The organism is Cupriavidus sp. FW305-46 (genome assembly GCF_058787075.1).
The window spans coordinates 1-16,503 of sequence record NZ_JBYSZI010000003.1; the positions used below are offsets into that span (position 1 = coordinate 1).

Consider the following 16,503-nt stretch of genomic DNA (forward strand, 5'->3'; position numbering starts at 1 on the left):
GTACTCGATCCACTCCTTGTTGATGGTGATGTCACCCTCGAAGAAGTGCATGCGCGGGTGGTCGACGAGGTCGCCGAGGCGGTCGGACGACATGTCCATGCCGTAGACCTCCCACGGCGTGGTTTCCAGGATGCGGCGCGTCAGGTGATGGCCGATGAAGCCGTTGACGCCAAGAATCAGGACCTTTTTCATCGGCTTTCCTCGTTGGATGATTCGGTATGGATAAGTTTGGCGAAGGCTTGCGGCGTGAGTGCCGAGCCATCCTGTGCCAGCAATCGGGTGACCATGACCAGGCCGCCGTCGCCGCACAGGCCGACGATCTGGCCGTCATGCACATGCAGGCCGGGCGCCGTGCCGGCGGGCAGCGCCAGCGCAAGCTCCGGCAGCGGCCGGCGCGCCTGCGCCACAATGAAGCGGTGCCCGGCAAGGTCGGTAAAGGCGCCGGGATAGGGCGGCGCGACGGCGCGCACGAGGTTGTAGACCTCGGCGGCCGGGCGGCTCCAGTCGATGCGGCCGTCTTCCGGCTTGCGCCCGGAGAAGTAGCTGCCCTCGGCCAGCCGGTTGGGGTGTTGCGGCGTCTGCCCGGCGATCATCGCGGGCAGGGCGCGCCACAGCGTCTGCTCGGCGGCAACGGTGACTTTCTCGAAGACTTCGCCGGCAGTGTCGTCCGGCAGGATCGGCACCGCGGTCTGGTCGACGATATAGCCCGCGTCAGGCCTGGCTTCCATGGCGTGCAGCGTGGCGCCGGTCTCGGTCTCGCCGTGCAGTACCGCCCAGTTCACCGGCACGCGGCCGCGGTACTTGGGCAGCAGCGAGCCGTGCATGTTGAAGGCGCCGCCGGGGGCCAGCGCCAGCACGCCCGCGGGGATCATGGCGCGGTAGTAGAACGAGAAGATGACGTCCGGGTGCGCGTCGCGCACGGCCTGGGCGATCGCGGGATCGGCAGGGTCCTCGCCATAGACGAAGGGGATGCCCAGCTCGGCGGCAGTGTCGGCCACGCGGCGGAACCAGATGTTCTCGTCGGGGCGGTCGCGGTGCGTGATCACCAGCGCCACTTCCACGCCGCGCGCATGCAGCACGCGCAGGCAGCGGTCGCCGACATTGTGGTAGCCGAAGACGACGGCGCGCATCATTGCTCCGCGCCCGCGCCCGCGCCCGCGCCCGCGCCCGCGCCCGCGCCCGCGCCCGCGCCCGCGCCCGCGCCCGCGCCCGCGCCCGCCGGCGTGACACGCTGGTCCGCTTCCAGCACGGCCTTGATGCGGTAGCGCGGGCGGTCGCGCACTTCCTGGTGGATGCGGCCGACGTATTCGCCCAGCAGGCCCACGCCGAACAGCAGGATGCCGATCAGGAAGAAGTTCATGGCGAACAGCGTGAACACGCCCTGTACTTCCGATCCAAGCACGAAGCGCCGCAGCAGCAGCACCACGAACAGCACGCCCGAGAGCAGCGACAGGATCGTGCCGATCGCCGAGAACCACTGCAGCGGCACGATCGAGAAGCCGGTCACGAGGTCGAAGTTCAGGCGAATCAGCTGGTACAGCGAATACTTGGATTCGCCCGCAAAGCGCTGCTCGTGGCCGACTTCGATTTCCACGGGATTCGAGGCGAAGGTATAGGCCAGCGCGGGGATGAAGGTGTTGACCTCGCGGCAGGCATTGATGGTGTCGACCACGTTGCGGTCATAGGCGCGCAGCATGCAGCCCTGGTCCGTCATGCGGATCTTGGTGATGCGCTCGCGCAGCCGGTTCATCGCGCGCGAGGCATAGCGGCGAAACGCGGTGTCGTTGCGCTGGCGGCGGATGGTGCCCACATAGTCGTGGCCGGCGCGCATGGCTTCGACCAGGCGCGGGATTTCTTCCGGCGGGTTCTGCAGGTCGGCGTCCAGCGTGATCACGATCTTGCCGCGGGTCTGCTCGAAGCCCGCCAGGATCGCCATGTGCTGGCCGAAATTGCCGGCGAACAGCACCACCCGGGTCACATCCGGGCGCTTGTGGAACTGCGCCGCCAGCAGCTGCGCCGAGCGGTCGACGCTGCCGTCGTTGATGAAGATGATCTCGTACGACTCGCCAAGGCCATCCAGCGCCGGATAGAGGCGGTCGAACAGGGCTTGCAGCCCGTCTTCTTCGTTGTAGACCGGAATGACGACCGAGACTTCGACCGGGCTCATTTGGAGAGACGTTTGCATGTTTCGCTGAGGATTGCACAGACCCGCTCCACATCGGTGGCTTGCATCGCGGGGAACAGCGGCAGCGTGACGATGCCGCGCCCGATGCGTTCGGCATGCGGCAGCATGCCTTCGCGCCAGCCGAGCGAGCGGTAGTAGGTAAAAAGATGAATGGGCGGGTAGTGCACGCCGGTGCCGATGCCGCGCTCGCGCATGGCCTCCATGACCTGCTGGCGCGCCCGGGCCGGGCCGCCTTGCAGGCGCTCGGTCGGTAGCACCACCTGGAACATGTGCCAGTTGGTGGTGGCATCGTGTGCATCCAGCGCTTGCGGCAGCTCGATGCCCAGCGCCTCCAGGCCACTGTCGGCGGCACAGCGGAAATACGTCTCGGCCAGCTCGGCGCGGCGCGCGGTGATGGTGTCGAGCTTGCCCAGCTGCGCCAGCCCGACCGCGGCGTTGACGTCGGTCAGGTTGAACTTGCCGCCGGGCTCTTCGACATCCATGCCGTCCATGCCGGTGCGGATCACGCCCTGCAGCCGCAGGCGCTCGGCGCGCACGGCTTCTTCGGGCGTGTTCATCACCAGGCAGCCGCCTTCGATGGTGGTGATGTTCTTGTTGGCCTGGAAGCTGAAGCTGACCAGGTCGCCAAAGGCGCCGATGCGCTGGCCGCGCCAGCGCGAGTCGATTGCCTGCGCGGCATCCTCGATCACGCGCAGCCCGTGCTTGCTGGCAATGGCGTACAGGCGGTCCATGTCCACCGGCAGCCCCGACAGGTACACCGGCATGATGGCGCGCGTGCGCGGCGTGATCGCGGCCTCGACGGCATCCAGGTCGAGATTGCGCGTGCGCGGGTCGATATCGACGAACACCGGCCGCGCGCCCACTGCCAGCACCACGTTGGCGGTGGCGACCCAGGTGACCGGCGTGGTGATGACCTCATCGCCCGGCCCGATATCGGCAATGCGCAGCGCGATCTCCATCGTGGCCGAGCCATTGGCGAAGGTGCGCACCGGGCGTCCGCCGAACAGGCCTGACAGCGCGGCCTCGAAGGCCTGCATCTTCGGGCCGGAGGTGATCCAGCCCGAGGCCAGCACCTTGCCGACTTCGGCAATGGCGGCGGCGTCGATGTCAGGCCGGACAAAAGGCAGGAACTCAGGGGCGGATGCGGTCATGGCAGGGCGAAGAAGTACGGTCGGTGTCGGACCTGGCGGCGTGCGCGCAGGCGCGTCATGAGCGGGCGATCAGGAAGACGCCCGCCAGTATCAGCAGGATGCCGGCCACGCGCAAGGGGCCGATCATCTCGCCGAACAGCCACCAGGCGGCCAGTGCATTGACCACATAGCCGAGCGACAGCATCGGGTAGGCGATCGACACATCCACGCGCGACAGCCCTACGATCCAAACCCCCACGCTGACCACGTACAGCGTCAGCCCGGCCAGCACCGGCCATTGGGTCAGCACGCGCAGCGCCGTCACCAGCAGCGTGCCGCGGTCCAGCGTGATCGCGCCGATGGCATTGACGCCGGCCTTGAGCAACAGTTGCGCAGCCGCATTGAGCAGCACGCCGGTCAGGATGAAAGCGAAAGTGGAAAGCGTCATGGCACTGCGTAGTGCAGGAGTAGCAGGAGTTGCAGGTTACTGTCCTGGGGCTTGCGTCTGCGGGCCATTGCCCGGCAGCGCGAAATTGGCGACCGCCACACGGCGGCGGTCACCGGCGATCCTGTGCATCGGCACGCCGCGCGCAGCCAGTGCGTTGTAGGTCGAGGGCAACATGATCGCTACCGCGCGCTTGCCGTCCTGCCAGCGCGCGATAAAGCCATCGATGGTCGGGATCCACTTCTGCGGTTCCTGGCCGATACCGAATTCCAGCTCATCGGGATGCGCCACCATGATGGTGGTGCGGCGCAGGTAGAACGGCAGCGTGTGGTCCAGCATGCCCACACTGTACAGCGGCATGTCCGGCGTCAGCACGGCATTAATGGCGGGCACCAGGTCCGCGCCGGAACTGGGCCGGCCCATGGCTTCGTGACCGCGCAGCGCCACCGTGGAGCAGATGAACATCGCCAGCGCATAGGCCACCACGCTGGGAAACACCCCACGCGTGCGCAGCAGCCGGCGCGCCAGCAGTGCGCCGCCCAGCATCACCGCGAAGGCGATGCCGGTCCACACTGCGAATTCCCGATAGACCACATTGGGCGTGCTGGGTTTGTCCATCATGCCGACAAACGGGCACGCCAGCAGCCCGACCACGCCCAGGGCAATCATGGCATTGACCTGCCAGCGCCACGTGCGTTCCGTCAACGTGTCCAGCGCCACGCCGGCCAGCAGCGCCAGCGCCGGGAAGATCGGCACGATATAGCCGGGCAGCTTGGAGCCGGACAGGCTGAAGAAGACAAAGATCGCCACGGCCCACAGCGCCGCCAGCAGGGCGGGCTGGAATGGCCGCGGCGAGGTGCCGCGAGCGACGCCGGCGCGCTCGCGCACGGCCTTCCACATTTGCGGAACCAGGCCCAGCCAGGGCAGGAAGCCGGCCAGCAGCAGCGGCACGAAGAACCAGATCGCGCCTTCGCGCTGGTGCACGTTCGAGGTATAGCGTTGCCAGTGCTCGTGGATAAAGAAGAAATGCAGGAACTCCGGATTGCGTTCCGACACCAGCCAGAACCACGGCACCGTCACCACCAGCATGGCGACGATGCCGCCCGGCAGATGCAGGCGGCACCACAAGCGGAAGTCGCGCGTCACCAGCGTGTAGACCACCAGCACCAGCCCCGGCAGCGCCAGCCCGACCAGCCCCTTGACCAGCACCGCCACGCCCATCGCCGCCCAGCAGGCGAGCATCCAGTTGCGGCGTTCGGCGCGGGTGGCATCCGGGTGCTGCGCCAGCAGCATGAAGGCCAGCACGCACGCCATGGCGCCGGCCAGCGTCATGTCCAGCGAGTTGAAGTGGCCGGCAATATTCCACATCGGCGCGGAAACCAGCACCAGCCCCGTCAGCATCGCCACGCGCCGGCCGTACCAGCGTGCCGCGGCCAGCATCGACACGCCCAGCCCCAGGATGCCGGACAGGGCCACGCACAGCCGCGCCTGCCAGTCGCCCACGCCAAACAGCGTGTAGGCCAGCGTGGTCACCCACAGGTGGAAGGGCGGCTTCTCGAAATACTTGAGTTCCTGATAGCGGATCGTGACCCAGTCGCCGGTGGCGAACATCTCGCGGGCAATCTCGGCGTAGCGGCCTTCATCGGAGCGCAGCAGGTGACGCATGTCGAGGGTGCCGAACCAGACCAGCAGGATAAACAGGCTGGCCAGTGCGACCGCACTGGCGGTGGTGGCTCCAACGGACAGCGCGGCAGCCCGCGAGGTCGATGAACTACGCATAGATCTCCTGGAAAAGCGCGACGGATCGATGGTCCTGCGTGGGGCGCGCGGTGACGGGAAGCCATCACAACGCATGGCCTTGCCTGTTGGTGGACACCAGGGAGGCAAGTCGCCTGCGGCTGGCACGCTGGCAGCGCCTCGCACGCCACTGCCGCCTCGGCACACGCGAGGCCGGCAATGGTAGCACGGTGGGCAGGCCGCCCCCGGCGGGTGCCGGAGACGGCCTGCGGGGTGCCGGATTGCCGCGGGGGAGGGGGAAAGTGCTGCTCAGGCCGGCTGTTGCACGCTACCCGCCGGCGCTGGGCACGGCGCAGGCCCATGCGGATAAGCAGAATGCCGCAAACGATGGCCCAGGAGCCGATCCATAGCACCGCCAGCGCGTCGGCCACTGGCTGCCACAGGATCTGCGCGAAAAATCCGAGTTACACATGCAACAAAACGCGATAATTTCAGTGTCCAGGCGGTCGCCTGGCAGGCCGGGCGCTGGGGTCGGGGGCGCCTGGAAACTCTAGACGGGGATTCATGTGAAGAAAAAGGCGCAGCAAGACCGGCTGGCAGGCCTGGTGGCGGGCGCGGCCATGGCCCTGGCGCAGCATGCCGGCGCACAGGGTGTGGTGCTGCCGGGCGCCGGCCCGGCGGTGGCGCAGGCCGCGGCAAGCCAGGCGCAGGCAGCGGCGGCGGCCGTGCTGTGCAGTGCCCCATGGTTTCGCTCCGGCTCGCATGTGCAGATGGAAGGCGACGGCGTGATGCCAATGTCGGTCAGCATGACCCTGCGCGATGTGGTGCGCAGCCCGACCGGCTGCCGCGCCCAACTGGAGATCAATTCCAAGACTGCCCTGTCGGCGCTGATGGGGCCGCCGGTGATTACCACCCAGGTGCATGAAGTGGTGATCGACCGCAGTTCGCCCGGCGGCCCGACCAGCATCGAGAGCCAGCATGCCGTCATCAACGCCCGCGCGCGCTACGCGCGCATGTACGGTGAGGCGGCCTTCCGCGGCATGGGCGTGTTCAACTACGCCGGCCTGGACCTGCGCGAGGGCGCCACGCTGGAGGGCGAGACCTTTGAATCGAGTGTCTCGCTGAAGGTCTATCCGCTGGGATCGGACGAAGTGGTCAGCACCATGCGAGCGCAGCATGCGTCGATCCATATCGGCTCGCGCCACGTCGGCAAGCGGCAGACGATCAATACCGTCCTGGGGCGCAAGGAATGCCTGCCGGTTACCTTCGAGAAGCGCACCTCGCTGGGGCCGGTGCTGGTTGGCGAAGAAGTGGTGCAGGTTGAGCCGACCGTGATGCACGTCACCGACTGGTATTGCCCGGCCGACGCGTTCGTGCTGCGCACTGAAGTGCGCCAGGATGACAAGGTGCAACGCGTCGATGTCACCGCGCTGGAGCGCGACACGCAAGCGCCATAGGCTTGTGCGCCTGGGCACGACGCAAAAAAAACCCGCCAAGGCGGGTTTTTTTGCGTCAGGCGCTTGCGGCTCAGCTGGCAGCCGGCGCCGAAGCGGCCTTCTTCTTGCTCTTCTTCTTGGTGGACTTCTTGGCCGGCTTTTGCTCGGCGGCCGGCGCGGAAGCGTCGGTCAGGTCGCTGCGGGTGCTCTTGTTCGCGCCCTGGCTGTACGGGTCAAACTTGTCGCCGGCCTTGGCCCCCTGGCTGTACGGGTCGAACTTCTCACCCGACTTGGCGCCCTGGGAATACGGATCGAACTGCTTCTTGCCGCCGGTCTGTGCCTGCACGGCCAGCGAAGCGGCGCCAAGGCAGAGTGCGATCGCGGTCGCGACGTACTTGTTCATGGTTTCTCCTGAGAAATGCCGCCGTCGGGCGGTCGTGTATGTGGCCTCTCCCTTGCACGGGACGGCTCGGCCCAGTGTCGCCAACATCGCTCATCGCTGTCAACTTGGGGCTTGCCCCGGCGCCACGGCCTCATGGAAACCCTGAATTGCGGCACCAGCCCAATTGGGGTTCGGGACCGCTTGCCCGTTTACTCCGTGACCGCGTCCGACGGGTGCTTCCAGGCCGCGCGCACCTCGCCGGACGGCGCCAGCGCCAGGTTGATGCCGCGGCTGCCAATGGGCTGCTGGAACCAGCGCTTCTGCAGCGCCGTGACCTCCGGGCCGGCAAAGGTGTTGGCCAGCGCCTGGTCGACCAGGCGCTTCCATTCCGGATCGGCCTTGGACAGCATCAGCGCATTCTGCTCCACCGACAGCGCCGGGCCCACGATCACGTATTGCGACGGGTCCTTGGCGCGGGCGCGCAGGCCGGCCAGCAGCACGTCGTCCATGACGAAGGCCTGGGCACGGCCGGATTCGAGCAGCAGGAACGATTCGCCATGGTCCTTGGCGTAGACGTCGTGGTAGCCGTACTGGGCCTTCATGCGGCGCACGTGGCGGTCGCCGGTCGATCCGGCGCTGGTGACCACGGTCTTGCCGCGCAGGTCGCCGAACGAGCGGATGCCCGAGTCGGCGCGCACCAGCATGCGCACGGTCGACACATAGTGCGAGACGCTGAACGCAACCTGCTTCTGGCGCTCGAGCGAATTGGTGTTGGGCGCGCAGTCCAGGTCCACCAGCCCGTTGACCACGGCGGGAATGCGGTTCTGCGGCGTGAGCGGCATCCAGCGCACCTTCAGGTCTTTCAGGCCCAGTTGCTGGCGCGCTGCTTCGGCAGCGCGCAGGCAAAGGTCGACCGCATAGCCGGCCGGCTGGCCCTTGTCATCGGCAAACGAGAATGGCAGCGCCGACTCGCGGTAACCGAGCACGATGGTGCCGGATTCGCGGATCTTGTCGAGCACAGGGCTCTGGGTGCTGGCCAGTGCCGGCGTCAGCGCGGCCGCGGACATGGCGGCGAGGGCGACGGCGGCCAGCGAGCGGCGGGCGCGGAGGAGTCGGGCGGACAGGGCGGGCAGGGTGAAGGCAGGCATGCGGGGGAAACCGGAAAGCGGCCGGCAAAGGCAAAGACGAGAGGGTATACCCTTGGTTGGGGCGGGCGAAGGACATTGTTGTCATAAGCAAATTCCCTGCCCCGAAAGCCTTGCCTGGGCCCTCCGGCAATCGTCTGTAACTCGGACTCGGCGGTACCGTGCGGCTCCGACCTACTTGCTGCCGTCTCGCGTGTCGCCGCCGATCGCATCGACGATGATCATGGTCCGGTCGAGCACGCCGCGTTCGTCAAAGTAGGCACTGAAATGCGCTGGCATGTAGGCGCCCGCATAGAGCCGGTAAGACCAGGCCTCGCGCTTCATCAGCGGGTAGTACTGGATGGGCTCGCGCGGACGGCCAAAGCGCTCGGCAATATCCTGCTTGGTCCAGACCCCCGGGCGTGCCTCGTAGATTTCTTTCTCGGTCAGCATCTGCCGAAAGCTCGTAAGCTTGCCGTTGGCGTCAAAGTCTGCCGCGTAGACTTCGAAGCCGAGCGGCTGTTTCGAATAAATCCACCGAGTGGTGCCATCGGCGAGCTGGTAGGTTTCCGTGGGAGCGCCGAACGTATCGCGCACGGCATGCTGCGGGCCGCCGAGCATGCCCTCTGCGGTTTCCAGGGGCCGGAGAGTGGCACAGGCGCCCAGCACAAGGGCCGCCACTGTGACAGTCACGCAGGCGGGCAGGCGATAACGCATGATCGTTCTCCAGCGGGTCCGCGGTGTGTGCGCCGCGCCAGTTCAGCATAGCGCACGCAGAGTCCAATAGGATATGGTCATTCGTCCTGCCGTCCTGGAAAGAAATCCTTCTTATCTCATCGTCCGAAAAGATTAAGTTCTATTGCGACCACGGTCGACACTATAGTTCGAAGCACGACGCACATCGGGGGCTGGGTTACCACGCCTGGCCAACCGTGTCACAAAATTCGCAGCGGAGAACGGCATGGATGCAGCAAAGCAACTGGTGCACGCGCGTGAAGTTGGCCTCAAGACCGGCATGGTGCTGCAAAAGCGCCTGAAGAATGCGCAGGAGGCCTTTAGTGGCCGCGTGCAGCAAGCCGTTGGGGAGCCGGGCGTAGGCCCGATCAACCCGATGGCCGGCATGGATCCGATGAGCAGCTATGCCTATGCCATCGACAGCATGCAGCGTGCCATCCTGTTCTGGGACACGCTCAGGCAACGGGGCAACAACTTTGTCGAAAACACCATGCAGGGGCTCAAGCCGGTCCTGCATTTTGGCTACGAGACCGTTCTGGATGCCCGCCAGTTCGAACGGCCCGTCAACTACGCGCTGTTGAAGATTATCCCGCCCGATGGCGTGACGATCGATGATAGCCGCCGCCCTTACGTCATCATCGATCCGCGTGCCGGCCATGGCCCGGGCATCGGCGGCTTCAAGGACGACTCGCAGGTCGGCGTGGCAATGCGTGCCGGCCATCCTGTGTATTTTGTCATCTTCTTCCGCGATCCCGAGCCGGGACAGACCCTGCTGGACGTGTGCGAGGCCGAGCAACAGTTCATCAAGAGAGTGCGTGAACTGCATCCACACAGCGCCAAGCCAGCCATCATCGGCAATTGCCAAGGCGGCTGGGCTGCGATGATGCTCGGCGCCTCGGACCCGGACGACACCGGGCCGATCGTGATCAACGGCGCGCCGATGTCGTATTGGAGCGGTGCCTGGAGCGAGGGCGAAGGCGACAACCCGATGCGCTATTCCGGCGGGCTCCTGGGCGGCACGTGGTTGGCGTCGTATACGGCGGATCTCGGCAACGGCAAGTTTGACGGCGCCTGGCTGGTACAAAATTTCGAAAACCTGAATCCGGCTAACAGTCTCTGGGACAAGTACTACAACCTGTACAAGAAGGCCGATACCGAGCCGCCGCGCTTTCTTGAGTTCGAACGCTGGTGGGGCGGCTACTACCTGATGAACCGCGAGGAGATCGAATGGATCACGCGCAACCTGTTCGTCGGCAACAAGCTCTGGGGCGGTGAAGTCAAGAACGCCGGCGGCAAGGCGTTCGATCTGCGCGAGATCCGCTCGCCCATCGTGTTGTTTGCCTCGATGGGCGACAACATCACGCCGCCGCAGCAGGCATTCAACTGGGTGGTGGACATCTACGGCAGTACCGAGGAGATCAAGGCTCGCGGCCAGGTGATTGTCGGCATGATGCACCGGAGCGTCGGCCATCTGGGCATCTTCGTCTCCGGCAAGGTCGCGCAGAAGGAGCACGCACAGATCGTCTCGGTGCTCAAGAGCATCGAACTGCTGCCGCCTGGGCTCTACGGCATGGTCATCCATGAGCGCAAGGGTAGCGATGGCGTGGACTATGAGGTCCAGTTCGAGGAGCACTCGCTCGAGGAAATCGCCAGCAGGCTTAACCGCTTTGAGCGCGCCGACGAGAAGCCGTTCGAGACGGTCGCCAACCTGTCGGACTTCACGCAGCGCGCCTACGAGCTGTTTGCGCAGCCTTACGTCCAGGCGGTGTCCAATGAGATGACAGCGCGGGTGCTGCGCGAATTCCATCCGCTACGCATGCAGAACTGGCTGTTCTCGGACCTGAATCCGTGGATGGCATGGTTGAAGCCCGCCGCCGACGCGGTCCGGGCCAGCCGGCAAACGTTGGAACCGGATCATCCGCTGCGGCAGCAAGAGCAGGTGGGCGCGGAAATGCTCAGCGCCGGTTTGGACGCATACCGGGCCGTGCGCGATGCGATGACCGAATACACCTTTTTCAACGTGTACGCCAACCTGTTCCCGTTCCAGCCAAGGAGCGAGCCTTCCGCCCGCGCGGGTGCCCCGGCGGCGACCGACCCGCATGACCTGCCGGAAGTCAAAGCGGCGCTGGCCGCGGTCGGGCAAGGCGGATACGCCGAGGCCATTGCCCGGCTGGCCTGCCTGCTGAGCCGCAGGGGTGAGCCCCTGCCGCTGTCCAGGCTGGAGCTGCGCAAGGAGCTGGTCACGGACTACGCCGATCTGCTGCCGGAACTTGAGCCGGACGCCTGGCGCGAGATCCGCGGCAGGCAGGAGCTGATCACGCGGTACGCGCCCGTACAGGCCCTCGCGACGCTGCCGGCCTTGCTCAGGTATCAGGCCGACCGCCAGCGGCTGCAGGCGCTGGCGGAGAAGCTGCGTGTCGATGAGCGCCTGCTTGGCGCCACGCCCACTGTCGAGCAGACGGCAATGCTGGAGCGGATCCGCACGGCGCTCGGCGCCAAGCCGGAACGCGTCCGCGGCGCGGCCGCGCCGCTCACCCGCGCGTCCTAGCGCGCCGCGGCTGGCACACCGCCTCGCAGCCGACCGACACCGACGACCCTGACGCAGGAGTGGCCCGTGAACGCCAAGCATGAGAAGTACCAGCGCCTGATTGATTACTGCAAGGCCATGCCGCCTACACCGACCGCGGTGGCGCATCCGTGCGACCAGTCTTCGCTGGAAGGCGCCGCAGAGGCCGCCCGGCTGGGCCTGATCGCGCCGATCCTGGTTGGGCCGCGTTCCCGCATCGAGGACGCCGCGCGCGCGGCCGGCATTGACATCCGCGAGTACCCGATTGTCGATGCCGAGCACAGCCATGCGGCAGCGGCTGCCGCCGTGCAACTGGTGCGCGAAAGCAAGGCCGAGGCTCTCATGAAGGGCAGTCTGCACACCGATGAGCTGATGGGAGCCGTGGTCGCGGGTAACAGCGGCTTGCGCACCGGCCGGCGCATCAGCCACTGCTTCGTGATGGATGTGCCCGGCCACGAGGACGCTCTGATCATCACCGACGCCGCCGTCAATATTGCCCCGACGCTTGCCGAGAAGGCCGGCATCCTGCAGAACGCGATCGACCTGGCCCATGCCTTGCAGGTCAAGGAGGTACGCGTGGCGATCCTGTCGGCGATGGAGACCGTCAACCCGATGGTTCCGTCCACACTGGATGCCGCCGCGCTGTGCAAGATGGTCGACCGCCACCAGATCACCGGCGCGATCGTCGACGGACCGCTTGCGCTGGACAACGCGATCAACCTGGACGCGGCGCGGATCAAGAAGATAGACTCACCGGTGGCCGGGCGCGCCAATGTCCTGCTGGTGCCTGACCTGGACGCCGGCAACATGCTTGCCAAGAGCCTGACCTTCCTGGCCGGCGCCGACGCCGCAGGCATCGTGCTGGGCGCGCGCGTGCCCATCATCCTGACCAGCCGTGCCGACCCGGTCATGACCCGGCTGGCGTCGTGCGCGGTGGCCGCGCTGGTGGCCAAGGCACGCCGCGAGTCCGGCCAGGTGGCGGGGTGATGCCATGGCCGAACTGATCCTGGTCCTGAATGCGGGTTCGTCGAGCATCAAGTACTGTGCCTACAATACCCATGACGATGCACTGAGGCTGGTGCTGCGCGGGAGCATCGAAGGTCTCTACGCGGCACCGGCATTCCACGCCACCGACGCCGTGGGCGCTGAGGTCGAGACCAGGCGGTGGGATGCCGGTACCACGCTCGGGCACGAGGGGGCTATTGCCTTCCTGGCGGACTTCCTGCGCGGCCATGGGGAAGGGCATACGCTGAGCGCGGTCGGGCACCGGGTGGTGCACGGCGGGGTACGCTTCACCCAGCCGGAAAGGGTGACCGACGCGCTACTGGCAGAGTTGGACTCGCTATGCCCGCTCGCACCCCTGCACCAGCCACACAATCTCAAACCGATCCGCATCCTTGCCGAGAGGCGCCCGGAACTGCCCCAAGTAGTCTGCTTCGACACCGCCTTCCACCGGGCGCAGCCGGAAGTGGCACAGGCATTCGCATTGCCCGCGGAGATCAGCGCGCGCGGCGTCAGGCGCTACGGCTTCCACGGACTGTCCTATGAGTACATCGCCAATGTCCTCCCGAGCGTTGATGCGGGTGCGGCGGCGGGCCGCACGATCGTGGCCCACCTCGGCAACGGCAGCAGCATGTGTGCGCTGGTGGCGGGGCGCAGCGTGGCCAGCACGATGGGCTTCACTGCGGTGGATGGCCTGCCGATGGGAACTCGCTGCGGCAGCCTCGATCCGGGCGTCATCCTCTACCTGATCAGCGAACTCGGCATGGATGCCCGCGCCATCGAGGACCTGATCTATCGAAAGTCCGGTCTGCTTGGCGTCTCCGGCCTGTCGAGCGACATGCGCGCGCTGCTCGCCAGCGACGATGAGCAGGCCCGTTTTGCCGTCGAACTGTACACGTACCGCGTCGCCCGGGAGCTTGGTTCGCTGGCCGCCGCCGCACAGGGGCTGGACGCGCTGGTCTTCACCGCTGGCATCGGCGAGCATGCCGCGCCGATCCGCGAGCGCGTATGCCGGCTGGCGGCATGGCTGGGGGTGAGTGTCGATCCCGCGGCGAACGCCAGCGACGGACCACGCATCAGCTTAGCCTCGGGCCAGGTCCCGGTCTGGGTCATCCCGACCAACGAGGAACTGATGATTGCCAGGCATACCAGGGAGGTCCTGGCGGCACCCGCTCGATGACCACCGCTACAGCCGACCAAGCCAGCGGCATGGCAGCGACGGCTCGCTGGCAACAATGAATCCAGGAGAGAGTGACATGACCGCAGCGCAACAACTGCCTATCCTCGCCAACGCCCGCGCACTCGTCTGCGGGATTGCGAACGAGCACTCCATTGCTTACGGGTGCGCCAAGGCCTTCCGCGAACTGGGTGCCGAGGTGGCGATTACCTATGCCAGCGAAAAGGCGCGCCAGTTTGTCGAGCCGGTGGCGCAGGAGCTTGACGCTTCCATCTTCCTCCCCCTGGATGTCACGAGCCAGGAGGAAATGGACGAGTTGTTTGCGCGGATCGGGGAGCAGTGGGGAAAGCTCGATATCCTGGTGCATTCGGTGGCCTGGGCGCCGAAAGACGATCTGCAGGGCGGCCTGCTCAATTGTTCGGCCGAAGGCTTTGCCAAGGCCATGGATGTGTCCTGCCACTCCTTCGTGCGCATGGCCCGGCTGGCAGCGCCCCTGATGGGCGATGGTGGCACGATGTTCACCATGAGCTATCACGGCGCCAACAAGGTGGTGCCGAACTACAACGTCATGGGCCCGGTGAAGGCCGCCCTGGAAGCGGTATCACGCTACCTGGCGTACGAGTTGGGCCCGCGCGGCATTCGCGTGCATGCGATCTCGCCCGGGCCGCTGCAGACTCGCGCTGCGTCCGGGCTGAAGAGCTTTGATTTGATGCTTGCTGACGCTGTGGAACGCGCTCCACTTGGCGAGCTGGTCGATATTATGGATGTGGGATACACCTGCGCCTTCCTGGCCACGCCTTACGCCCGGCGGCTGTCGGGCGAAACGCTGTATGTGGACGGCGGCGTCAATATCATGGCGTGAAACGCAGCGCTCGTTGACAGCGCGGGAGGAAAAGGGTGGCGCTCGGAGTCTAGCCGGCATTCAGTCGTTGGGCATCGGGTGGCCACTATGCGTGAACGTATCAGCCAGCCAAGCTTCCACGAGGAAACTAAAGTGGGTTGACGGCACAAGGCTCATCCAGCCGGTTCAAGAGGGGATGCATGATGCCTTGCGATGGCATCGAGGTTTGGGAGCCTCGACTGACAGCCTCTCTCTCAAGGCTCCCAAGGGGCAAGAGGTACGACTCTATTTCTCCCGCTTCATCATCCCATGAGCAGTACAAGGAATTGCTGCAGTTCCTTCAGTTCCAGATCGGATCTTCCTTCTGCATCTGATCCTTGGTCTTCTTCATCCAATAGGAACCGATCTGGCGCTCGGTGACGTGACCCTGTTTTTTTACGTCGATCTTGTCGAAACTTTCGTAGACCTTTGGCATTCCCGCCTGAGCTTCGTCACGAGTCAGCTTGCCGTCATGATTGGAATCGGCAGCCTTGAATCGCTCGGCAATCAGAGCCTTGGCCTGGGCCGTAGTCGGGGGAGCTTTCGGCACCTCGGCTGGCGCCGCTCCCTGTTGGGATCCTGGTGCCGGCTGGGCGGTCGCGCCTATAGAAATCAGTCCCATCAGGACTGCGAAACCAACTGCTGGCAATTTGCGCACGGTCATGTCGCTCTCCTCAGTTCATTATGTGTGTTTGGACCTTTGGCACGGAAACGACTTCCATTCGAGCTTCTGTGAGTCTTGGCTCACCCAGCATTCTAGACGCTCGTAGCGGAGACCGGGGGCAAATTGATTCCGGTCGGACTGGCGCGACAATACAGCTCGATGGCGGCGATGTCGTGCGTAATCGCCTATGTTCGATATCGGAAAACTGCGCCGGATCAGCTACTATCAAATGCTGCGGGGGCGATTCAACGAACTCGCTCTCATTCCTTACGACACCGTTGCCATGCAAGCCAAGTCTGACGCGACAAACTTCGTCCCGTTCACCGTGCCCCTGTGCGATGGACGGGAAGTGCTGGTGCGGGAGATTACCGAAGACGACAAGGTCGGCCTGTTAGCGGCATTTAACAGGCTTTCTGCCGATGCGCGTTACGCCAGATTCATGGCCGCCATGCAACAGCTGCCGGAAGCGATGCTCGAGCAAGCGACGCATCCGTCGGCCGAGCGCGAGTTTGCGCTGGTAGCGCTTGCCACGGAAAATAAGGGGTCGTCTATTGTGGGTGGCGCACGCTACGCCGCCGCGCCGGGCAGCGATACCTGCGAGTTTGCGGTGACTGTCGCCGATGACTGGCATCGGCTCGGCCTGGCCAGCCGACTGCTGGGCACACTGATCGACATCGCTCGGAGCCGCGGCTATCGATGCATGGAAGGGTATGTTTTGTCGTCGAATACCGCCATGCGGCGACTGACTAAACGTTTTGGATTTGCCGATTTAGCGTGTCCAGACGATGCCACGCTGCGCGTGGTGACGCTTGCGCTTTAAGGCAGCGAGAATAGGTGCAAGCGTCTTGCTGCGATGTCTTCCGTTTGAGGTGATCTATATGAACGCGTGCCCTTTACGCTAGCTTCTCGCGTGCACGGTTAGACAGGAATCGCGTCTGGAAGAGCTTTGACTGGGGCGCAGTACGATTACTCCGCGTGGGACGATCAGCCAAATATATGTCCCGTTTTGTCAAATTAAGGTGGGTGCCCCTTGGTAGAAT

At 65.4% G+C, this 16,503-nt stretch carries 15 protein-coding genes and 1 pseudogene; 6 read left to right on the forward strand and 10 right to left on the reverse strand.

Annotated elements, in window-relative coordinates:
- The 6 genes from AC3WON_RS01975 to AC3WON_RS02000 all read right to left on the reverse strand — a co-directional run.
- Positions 1-192 (reverse strand): NAD-dependent epimerase/dehydratase family protein (locus AC3WON_RS01975; protein WP_492351006.1); only part of this gene is annotated, 192 nt, incomplete at its 3' end.
- Positions 189-1,130, reverse strand: a complete 942-nt coding sequence (locus tag AC3WON_RS01980; protein ID WP_492351087.1) for a formyltransferase — start codon at positions 1,128-1,130, stop codon at positions 189-191. The genes AC3WON_RS01980 and AC3WON_RS01975, both read right to left, overlap by 4 nt.
- The gene (locus AC3WON_RS01985) at positions 1,130-2,185 is read right to left on the reverse strand and encodes a glycosyltransferase (protein WP_492351007.1); all 1,056 of its coding nucleotides are present in this window, start codon (positions 2,183-2,185) and stop codon (positions 1,130-1,132) included. The genes AC3WON_RS01980 and AC3WON_RS01985 overlap by 1 nt, the downstream gene beginning before the upstream one ends.
- Positions 2,164-3,336 (reverse strand): DegT/DnrJ/EryC1/StrS family aminotransferase, encoded by a 1,173-nt coding sequence (locus AC3WON_RS01990; RefSeq protein WP_492316822.1) that lies wholly within the window; start codon positions 3,334-3,336, stop codon positions 2,164-2,166. The genes AC3WON_RS01985 and AC3WON_RS01990 overlap by 22 nt, the downstream gene beginning before the upstream one ends.
- 55 nt (positions 3,337-3,391) lie before the next feature.
- Positions 3,392-3,763 (reverse strand): EamA family transporter, encoded by a 372-nt coding sequence (locus AC3WON_RS01995; RefSeq protein WP_011617364.1) that lies wholly within the window; start codon positions 3,761-3,763, stop codon positions 3,392-3,394.
- A 36-nt stretch (positions 3,764-3,799) separates the two neighbouring features.
- Positions 3,800-5,539 carry a glycosyltransferase family 39 protein gene (locus AC3WON_RS02000; protein WP_492316823.1) on the reverse strand — a complete coding sequence of 580 codons (1,740 nt, stop codon included), beginning with the start codon at positions 5,537-5,539 and terminating at the stop codon, positions 3,800-3,802.
- Positions 5,540-6,063: 524 nt separating this feature from the next.
- Here AC3WON_RS02000 and AC3WON_RS02005 point away from each other — a divergent pair.
- Positions 6,064-6,954 (forward strand): hypothetical protein, encoded by an 891-nt coding sequence (locus AC3WON_RS02005; RefSeq protein WP_492351008.1) that lies wholly within the window; start codon positions 6,064-6,066, stop codon positions 6,952-6,954.
- 70 nt (positions 6,955-7,024) lie between these two features.
- Here the strand turns inward: AC3WON_RS02005 and AC3WON_RS02010 are convergent, their stop codons facing one another.
- The 3 genes from AC3WON_RS02010 to AC3WON_RS02020 form a co-directional block, all read right to left on the reverse strand.
- On the reverse strand, positions 7,025-7,336 hold the full coding sequence (locus AC3WON_RS02010) for an amino acid ABC transporter permease (protein ID WP_492351009.1): 312 nt from the start codon (positions 7,334-7,336) through the stop codon (positions 7,025-7,027).
- Between the two features lie 188 nt (positions 7,337-7,524).
- Positions 7,525-8,463, reverse strand: a complete 939-nt coding sequence (locus AC3WON_RS02015; RefSeq protein ID WP_011617360.1) for an amino acid ABC transporter substrate-binding protein — start codon at positions 8,461-8,463, stop codon at positions 7,525-7,527.
- A 171-nt stretch (positions 8,464-8,634) separates the two neighbouring features.
- Entirely contained in the window at positions 8,635-9,156 is a 522-nt protein-coding gene (locus AC3WON_RS02020) for a hypothetical protein (protein ID WP_492351010.1), read from the reverse strand.
- Positions 9,157-9,400: 244 nt separating this feature from the next.
- Here AC3WON_RS02020 and AC3WON_RS02025 point away from each other — a divergent pair, with 244 nt between their 5' ends.
- The 4 genes and pseudogenes from AC3WON_RS02025 to fabI all read left to right on the forward strand — a co-directional run bounded on the left by AC3WON_RS02025 (position 9,401) and on the right by fabI (position 14,781).
- Complete coding sequence (locus AC3WON_RS02025; protein ID WP_492351011.1) at positions 9,401-11,722, forward strand: DUF3141 domain-containing protein; 2,322 nt, start codon at positions 9,401-9,403, stop codon at positions 11,720-11,722.
- Positions 11,723-12,727, forward strand: a pseudogene (locus AC3WON_RS02030) (phosphate acetyltransferase); the annotation flags it as partial. It lies immediately after the preceding gene.
- 4 nt (positions 12,728-12,731) lie between these two features.
- Positions 12,732-13,922, forward strand: coding sequence for an acetate/propionate family kinase (locus AC3WON_RS02035; RefSeq protein ID WP_492351012.1), 1,191 nt, complete (start codon positions 12,732-12,734; stop codon positions 13,920-13,922).
- Positions 13,923-13,998: 76 nt separating this feature from the next.
- Positions 13,999-14,781, forward strand: a complete 783-nt coding sequence (gene fabI / locus AC3WON_RS02040) for an enoyl-ACP reductase FabI (protein ID WP_492316829.1) — start codon at positions 13,999-14,001, stop codon at positions 14,779-14,781.
- A 319-nt stretch (positions 14,782-15,100) separates the two neighbouring features.
- On the opposite strand, the gene AC3WON_RS02045 is transcribed toward fabI, so the two are convergent.
- Positions 15,101-15,463 carry an EF-hand domain-containing protein gene (locus AC3WON_RS02045; protein WP_492316830.1) on the reverse strand — a complete coding sequence of 121 codons (363 nt, stop codon included), beginning with the start codon at positions 15,461-15,463 and terminating at the stop codon, positions 15,101-15,103.
- Between the two features lie 283 nt (positions 15,464-15,746).
- Here AC3WON_RS02045 and AC3WON_RS02050 point away from each other — a divergent pair, with 283 nt between their 5' ends.
- Positions 15,747-16,283, forward strand: a complete 537-nt coding sequence (locus AC3WON_RS02050) for a GNAT family N-acetyltransferase (RefSeq protein ID WP_492351088.1) — start codon at positions 15,747-15,749, stop codon at positions 16,281-16,283.
- Positions 16,284-16,503: the final 220 nt, after the last annotated feature.